6 protein-coding genes and 1 tRNA gene are annotated in these 7,146 nt (G+C 45.7%); 1 reads left to right on the forward strand and 6 read right to left on the reverse strand.

Annotation, left to right across the window (positions count from 1 at the left end):
• Window positions 1-127: 127 nt before the first annotated feature.
• The 4 genes from ACEW8S_RS05150 to ACEW8S_RS05165 all read right to left on the reverse strand — a co-directional run bounded on the left by ACEW8S_RS05150 (window position 128) and on the right by ACEW8S_RS05165 (window position 3,988).
• Window positions 128-201: transfer RNA gene (locus ACEW8S_RS05150), tRNA-Pro, on the reverse strand.
• Between the two features lie 130 nt (window positions 202-331).
• Window positions 332-1,228: an alpha/beta hydrolase gene (locus tag ACEW8S_RS05155; RefSeq protein ID WP_373517112.1), complete on the reverse strand. Its 897-nt coding sequence runs from the start codon at window positions 1,226-1,228 to the stop codon at window positions 332-334.
• A gap of 137 nt (window positions 1,229-1,365) precedes the next feature.
• On the reverse strand, window positions 1,366-2,091 hold the full coding sequence (locus ACEW8S_RS05160; protein ID WP_373517113.1) for a M15 family metallopeptidase: 726 nt from the start codon (window positions 2,089-2,091) through the stop codon (window positions 1,366-1,368).
• Between the two features lie 28 nt (window positions 2,092-2,119).
• On the reverse strand, window positions 2,120-3,988 hold the full coding sequence (locus ACEW8S_RS05165; protein ID WP_373517114.1) for a DUF5060 domain-containing protein: 1,869 nt from the start codon (window positions 3,986-3,988) through the stop codon (window positions 2,120-2,122).
• A gap of 151 nt (window positions 3,989-4,139) precedes the next feature.
• Here ACEW8S_RS05165 and ACEW8S_RS05170 point away from each other — a divergent pair, with 151 nt between their 5' ends.
• Window positions 4,140-5,945: an arylsulfatase gene (locus ACEW8S_RS05170; RefSeq protein ID WP_373517115.1), complete on the forward strand. Its 1,806-nt coding sequence runs from the start codon at window positions 4,140-4,142 to the stop codon at window positions 5,943-5,945.
• A gap of 18 nt (window positions 5,946-5,963) precedes the next feature.
• On the opposite strand, the gene ACEW8S_RS05175 is transcribed toward ACEW8S_RS05170, so the two are convergent.
• Together ACEW8S_RS05175 and ACEW8S_RS05180 are read right to left on the reverse strand one after the other, a co-directional pair.
• Window positions 5,964-6,254 carry a hypothetical protein gene (locus tag ACEW8S_RS05175; protein ID WP_373517116.1) on the reverse strand — a complete coding sequence of 97 codons (291 nt, stop codon included), beginning with the start codon at window positions 6,252-6,254 and terminating at the stop codon, window positions 5,964-5,966.
• On the reverse strand, window positions 6,217-7,134 hold the full coding sequence (locus tag ACEW8S_RS05180; RefSeq protein WP_373517117.1) for a sulfatase-like hydrolase/transferase: 918 nt from the start codon (window positions 7,132-7,134) through the stop codon (window positions 6,217-6,219). The genes ACEW8S_RS05175 and ACEW8S_RS05180 overlap by 38 nt, the downstream gene beginning before the upstream one ends.
• Between the last annotated feature and the right edge of the window lie 12 nt (window positions 7,135-7,146).

Below are 7,146 nucleotides of genomic sequence, written 5' to 3' on the forward strand. Positions count from 1 at the left end.
AATCCATTCACCGAACTCTACACCTTTTTTATGATATCAAATGGATTCATTTGATATCATAAAAAATAAAAAACACTGTCAACCAGTCAGTTAACAGTGTTTTGATACCACTTAAAAAGTGGTTCTGTCGGGATGACAGGATTTGAACCTGCGACCACACGCCCCCCAGGCGTGTACGCTACCGGACTGCGCTACATCCCGATAAAACAGCTGCCGCTGCAATTTTCAATTGATAAATTCCAAAAAGAGTTCTACTAGGTTTTGAAATTGGACTGCAAAAATATAAAACACCTTTTGATTACCCTTGGTTTTTTACGAAAAATCCTAAAAACTAATCCAAACTTTCAATCCATTCGAAAAGTCGTTCTGTCCAGCCCCTCAAGTGCGGGTCTTTGCGTGCTAGCGAAAATCCGTGTCCGCCTTTTGGATAAATGTGCATGGTGCCGGAAACGCTCTTATCTTTTAAGGCTTGAAAAAATAGCAGACTGTTTTCGACCGGAACGCCGGTATCATCGGCGGCATGTACCAATAGCGTTGGTGGGGTTTTCGAAATCACTTGCAGCTCGTTCGAGAAATGTTTAAGCATTTCTTGTGTCGGATTTTCGCCCAAAAGGTTTTTTTGCGAACCGGAATGCTTTTTACTTTTCGTAAACGTAATTACAGGGTATATAAGCGCCATAAAATCCGGGCGGGCGCTCTCCTTATCGGATTCATCAACGGATTCATATACTTTTTCATCGAAATGGGTGCCCAAGGTCGATGCCAAATGCCCTCCCGCAGAAAAGCCGATGATTCCGATCTTGTCTGGTGCGATGTTAAAATCCTTTGCCTTGCTACGCACCAATCGCAAGGCGCGCTGTGCATCGATAAGGGGTACGTTCCATTTTTCGGTTTGCGATATGTCAGAAGGCAACCGGTACTTTACCACAATTCCGACAATGCCCTTTCCGTTTAGGAACTTGGCGATATCGGTACCTTCCCAATCATAGGCCAAAATTCCGTATCCGCCACCCGGAAATATTAGCATGGCCGCGCCTGTAGCACTTTTTTTTGCGGGCAGATATACTTCGATCGTAGGCTCTTGCACCTTGCTTATTCTTACAATGTCTTCGCTGACATGCTCTTCTTTTTCTTCGCTTTCGATGCGATTGGGAATCTTATCCTTGGGCCATAGGGGCATAATCGTGTCTTGGGCAAGAACGGTGGTACCAAAAAAGAAGATTGACATAATGATGTAGATTTTAATTTTCATAATTTTAAAATTACTTTTTAGACCAATGGAAATCGTTTTCGGATTTCCCTATTTACAAAGCTATCTGCTTTTCAAACCCATCTGCGGGACGGGAAGGTTTTCAAAATGCCCCATCAATTGCATTCCCATTTAAAATCGGCCACCTTATCATTGGATGCCGCCCCTAAATTATAATGCCACCACTCGGTTCTGATAGACCAAAAACCATGTTTTTCCATAATTTGCTTGAGCAGTTTTCGGTTGTCGAGTATCTCTTGTGGCAAATCGATCATATCGTGGTAGGCCCGCTTTCCGAAAAAATCGAAATCCGTTCCCATATTGAGTTCCTCGCCCTCCAAGGTCTCCAAGGTAATGTCTACCGCTCCGCCCTTATTATGAATGGATCCCTTCTTCGGATTGGCTACATACTGGGGATTCGGTACTATTTCCCACATTTTATACTGCACGGAATTCGGCCGATAACAATCAAAAAACTTGATTCGCACCCCTTTGTCGTAAAAATCGCTGTTGGCCGCCAGCAAAGCCTTGGCGGTTTTTACCCGGGTATAGCATTCGGCGCAGTCGTACACTTTTTCTTTTAAAAAATTATTTTTGGTGGCATATCGCATATCATAGGCAAAGCCATGGCTAAACTCCGCTAAGCGCACAAAGGTAGTATCCGCCAAATTCTTAAAAGTACGAAACGATTTTTGGGGCCGGTTCTGTTTTTGTGTTACGGAATCGATGGTTTCAGGAAGGTTCTCAAACACCTCTACCGGTTTCTTTTCTTTGGTTGGATTTTCTTTACATCCATAGAAAAAAATGGTCATTGTGAACAGGATTAAGATTTTGCGGATCATTCGTTGCTTTTTTTAAAAGCGCTCGGGGCTATTTTCTTTTTATAACAATCACCCAATCTTTATCGCTTTGACCGTTGTACGCAGAAAGTTCTACACTGTTCGGTTTGGTGATTTTCCATCCTTCGTTCTGTTTGTCGAGCAGCATACCACCCTTTTTGGGGTCGTAAAAGGCTATGGTAAAGGCACCATCGCCAATCTGCAGATCGGTAGTTTCATTTTTGGGCAGGTATACCACATAAATTTCATCCTTTTTGGCAAAACAATAGCTTTTTTCATTGCTCACTAGCTCATCATGGTTTTGCATCTCCCAAAATGGCAGATGGTTGTTAAAAAATTGCTTGGCACTAGTAGCAATACCCCACCATTGGTCTCGTGCCCTAAAATCCTCTGCGGACAGATCGTTGTTGGGAATATCGGAGCCTCCAAAATACCACGATGTTCCCGCCCCACCTGACATCAGGCTTCCCCAAAGACTGCTTTGCATGACCGCGTCATAATTATTGTTCGCCGCGGAGTCGATGGTCACGCCAATTTCATAATGGCCGATCTCATCTAAATAAATAACCCAAGGTCGCTTTTTTTGCAAGGAAAGATTTCGCCATTTCTTGACTTCCTGATGAACCTCCAAGGTATCGGCCATCTGTAACGACGGAATCTCAAAATCTTTAAAGCCCAGCAACGGTGAAAATGTTTCCTGTATGGGATCTAATGGCCTTCCTTCAATACTTTTACCGGTGACCCGAACGTGATTGTGAACCGCTATGGGATGATTGTACGGATCGATACTACGAATGTAGGAGGCGTAGCTTTTCAATTGTTCGGTACTGCGGTTGGTCTCCTCGCCGAGATTCCATACGACGCCTAAATGATGGCCGAAACGGGCCACGAGTTCTTTATAGTATAGTTTTCGCTCAGGACCGAGTTCCCCTCGATTCAAAAGCGTATCGTTTTCGGTCTCCTGGGTGAAAACGTTCATGGCCATCCCCAATCCGTCCATATGCGTAAAGACTGTTTCCCACTGCGCCAGCTTGCTGACATCATATCGGGTCTGCTCGTTTGGATCGATCCACGGCCATACATCGTTGCCGTCACCCGCCACGTTCATGGTCATAAAATACAGACTGTTCATGCCTTTGTCGGCTAAATAATTAAGTGCGCCGATAATGCCCTTGCCTTTATCGGCGCCCCAAACCGGATTGCCATCCTTCCAATCGTCTATGTGCGGCGAATATTGATGCAATCCGTTCATTAGCGTGGGGGGGTCTGCCCCTCCGTTGTCAAAGGTGCCGTCGAATTCTTGATAGGCCAAAAAGTTTTCCGGGCTACCCACGCCATTTTTAAGGAACGGGTTTCCGGTTTCCGCTTCCTCCAAATAATGCTTTCCCGTGTACCCCAATTTTCCTGTGCTATAGAATCCTGTTGCCGTAGAATCAGGGGGCGCAATTTCAAAACTTCCCGATGATTTCCAGAGGGCCTTTTTCTTTTCCTTCAGCGGATTTTGGGTAATGCCTATATCCGTGCCTTCCGCCAAATAGGCCTCGAATTCCCATTTTCCCTCGATATTCGGCGCAAATTTTACTTGCCATTTATTGCCGTTTTCTGCACTGGTCTCGGCGGCGTTCCCATCCGCGGCAAAATAACCGTGAACCTTGTACGAATCGTTACCAATATGGAAATTCACCAGAAGGGCATAGTTCAAAAACGGATTGATAGAATCCCCTTCCGACACTTGTGGCCCATCAAAAGTCAGGGTAATGGGCTGCCATTTTTTTTTGGTGCCGTCCAACACATAATTTTGGATTTTCTCTTTTTCATTACAGGCGGAAAACACAAAAAAGAGCGAAAAGAGGGAGATAAAAATAGGTTTTGATCGTTGGTGGTAAAGTTGGTAGTACATTTGGTAACATTTCGGTTTTCTCGGTCTCAAGATAGCATTTTTTTGGATGGAAATTATCCCTATATTCACAAATGAAACACGATGGTTGCCTATGCCTACGTTTTAGGATGTGGTATCCTTTCTATTTTTAGGGCAAAAACCTTCCTTGACCATGAATATTCGTTTTAGCACTTTCCTATTTTCCTTCTTCATCTGTTTAATGGGATGTCAAGAAAAACAAGAAAAACCATCAAAGCCAGAAGATGATCGTGGCGATAAAAAGCCCAACATCGTATTGTTCTTGGCCGATGATCAAGGTTGGGGAGACCTCAGTAGCAGCGGAAACACCGATCTCAAGACCCCGAATATCGATGCCATTGCCAAATATGGCGTATCGTTCGATAATTTTTACGTGCAACCGGTCTGCTCCCCTACCCGCGCCGAATTGTTGACCGGAAGACACTTTCCACGGACCGGAGTCTATTCCACTTCCGCCGGTGGCGAACGGATGGACTACGATGAGACCACCGTGGCGGAAATCTTAAAAAAAGCCGGTTACCAAACTGCCGCTTACGGAAAATGGCACAACGGAACCCAACCACCCTATCATCCGAACTCAAAGGGATTCCAGGATTTCTACGGATTCGCTTCCGGTCACTGGGGCAACTATTTCAGCCCCATGCTAGAGCACAACAGACGCCCCGTTAACGGAAATGGATTTTTAGTGGACGACCTCACCGAACATGGACTAAGTTTTATCGAAAAAAATCAGGATAATCCGTTTTTCCTTTATTTGCCCTTCAATACGCCACATAGCCCAATGCAGGTGCCCGATGAATACTGGAACAGATTTAAGGACAAAGATTTAACCCTGCATTCCGATGGAGATGATGTGAAAAATTCCGAAAACTTGGACTTCAACAGGGCAGCGCTGGCGATGGTCGAAAACATCGATTACAATGTCGGGCGGATCATGGCCAAGTTGCGCAAGCTGTATCTAGAGGATGACACCATCGTCATCTATCTAACCGACAACGGCCCGAACAGTTTTAGGTGGAACGGCAGAATGCGCGGCAAAAAAGGGGATACGGACGAAGGAGGTGTGCGCTCCCCTTTTTACATCCAATGGAAAGATTCACTGCCCGAAGGAAAAACAATTCCCCAAATCGCAAGTGCCCTAGACATTTTACCTACGCTTTCAAAACTGATAGGCGTGCCACCGATTACCGGCAAACCCATCGATGGAAAAGACCTGACACCATTATTATTCCAGGAAAATCCCGAATGGGAAGACCGCATAATCTACAACCATTGGAACGGAAAAACCAGCCTACGCACCCAAAAATACCGGTTGGACGCTGAAGATCAACTCTATGACATTCAAAAAGACCGGGCGCAAAAAACAGATATCTCCGCCCGATATCCACAGTTGAGGGATTCTTTGGTAAAGGCAAAAACGGTTTGGCTATCCGAGGTTAAACCGCAAACTGCTGAAACCGATGTAAGGCCTTTTTCCTTAGGTCATCCTAGCTACCTGTACACCCAGTTGCCCGCCCGCGACGGTATTCCCCATGGGAAAATCGAGCGTAGTAACCCATACCCGAACGACAGCTTTTTCACAAATTGGTCAAGCGCCAATGATTCCATTACCTGGGATGTGGAGGTATTGGCAGACGGGCATTTTGACGTGAAACTCTACTACACGGCTACCAAAGAAAACCTTGGATCTATCGTTGAACTCAGCCTTGGTAAAAGTAAAATAGCCAAAAAGATAACAAAGGCGAACAATCCGCCGCTAAAGGGAATGGAAAATGATCGTGCGCCCCGAATAGAATCCTATGTGAAGGATTTCAAACCCATGGATCTGGGTACCATGGTGTTGAAAAAAGGGAAGGGCACCTTGACCTTGAAAACCCTTGAAGTCGCTGGCAGGGAGGTTGCGGAAGTACGGCTTTTGGTTTTCAGGAAAGTGGAATGAAAATTAGATGGGTATCGATTATTCAAACCGCGAAACCGCACTATCCGAATACCCGATCCGCTCCGCCTTGGCCTCGAAAGATATAGTGGTGGGCAATGGTTCCCCATCAACGGTCCAGGCCGAATCTTGGGCCTGTTTCCAAACGATGGTGGCATCCGATTTTTTTGAAATAAGATGAATGCTATCGTTTTTATCCTCCATTTCCAAAGGAGGCAATTGGGGCTGCCCGCCATCGACCAGCCAGTGGTCGATCAGTTCCTTTTCAGGATATTCACCCAAATCCTTGGTATCCTTGATCCAATCCTTCAAAATTTTTCGATAGCGCACTAAGGTATATTACCAAAGGCACTTGAACACCCGTGTCGTACAAGGCCCGTTTATGTCTGGGAAAAGGTCCTCCGTGGTCGCCATAAAAGAAAATAATACTGTTTTCGTAAAGTCCATCTTCTTTTAAGTCAGCGATAATTTCCCCGATTTGTCCATCGAGCCGCTTGAGGTTGCTATAATTGACCGCAAGATCATGCCGAACGGTTTCCGTATCTGGAAAATAGGGCGGAACGGGCACCTTTGCCGGATCGACAAAAAGGGAATCCTTGCCCCGCTCCCAAATCTGGGATTCATGGCAAACGGAAAAATTAAAAACTGTGAAAAAGGGCTGCCCTTTCTTCCTCTTTCGCCAATGTCGATTTGAGCTGCTTTCATCCCAAGCGGCATCGGTCTTCTCGAAGTTGTAGTCTTCCTTTGGGCCGTTGGCGGTATAATAGCCTTTTTTCCGAAGATATTCGGGAAACATTTTAATGCCCTCGGGAACGACCGGAGAATAACTCGGAATGCCCAATCCATGATAGGGTCGGTCGCCCTCCCTTCGCCCAGGCGCATAGGTCCGCATATTGTGTGTACCGAGTGTTGTCGGGTACATGCCCGTAATCAATGCACTCCTTGCCGGAGCACAAACGGGAACCGGTGCCACGGCATTGTAGAACACCACACCATCTTTGGCCAAAGCTTCGAGATTCGGTAAGGAAATCGTACTGTCCCCGTACATGGGGAACCAATGGGGAGATTGATCTTCGGCAACTAGCCAAATGATGTTCGGGAGGGTTTTTTTTTGTTCGGTTTCTTTGGATGTTTCTTGGTTACAGCTTGAGAGTAATAGGGCAAGAAGGCAAAATAAGGTTGGAACTCTCATTTAGCACGGCTT

Source organism: Pricia sp. (genome assembly GCF_041745955.1).
Taxonomy (GTDB): Bacteria; Bacteroidota; Bacteroidia; order Flavobacteriales; family Flavobacteriaceae; genus Pricia.

Coding starts and splice junctions, on each gene's coding strand:
- ACEW8S_RS05160 (WP_373517113.1), bottom strand. CDS start 2,091: ATGATCCGCAAAATCTTAATCCTGTTCACAATGACCATTTTTTTCTAT.
- ACEW8S_RS05180 (WP_373517117.1), bottom strand. CDS start 7,134: ATGAGAGTTCCAACCTTATTTTGCCTTCTTGCCCTATTACTCTCAAGC.
- ACEW8S_RS05155 (WP_373517112.1), bottom strand. CDS start 1,228: ATGTCAATCTTCTTTTTTGGTACCACCGTTCTTGCCCAAGACACGATT.
- ACEW8S_RS05165 (WP_373517114.1), bottom strand. CDS start 3,988: ATGTACTACCAACTTTACCACCAACGATCAAAACCTATTTTTATCTCC.
- ACEW8S_RS05170 (WP_373517115.1), top strand. CDS start 4,140: ATGAATATTCGTTTTAGCACTTTCCTATTTTCCTTCTTCATCTGTTTA.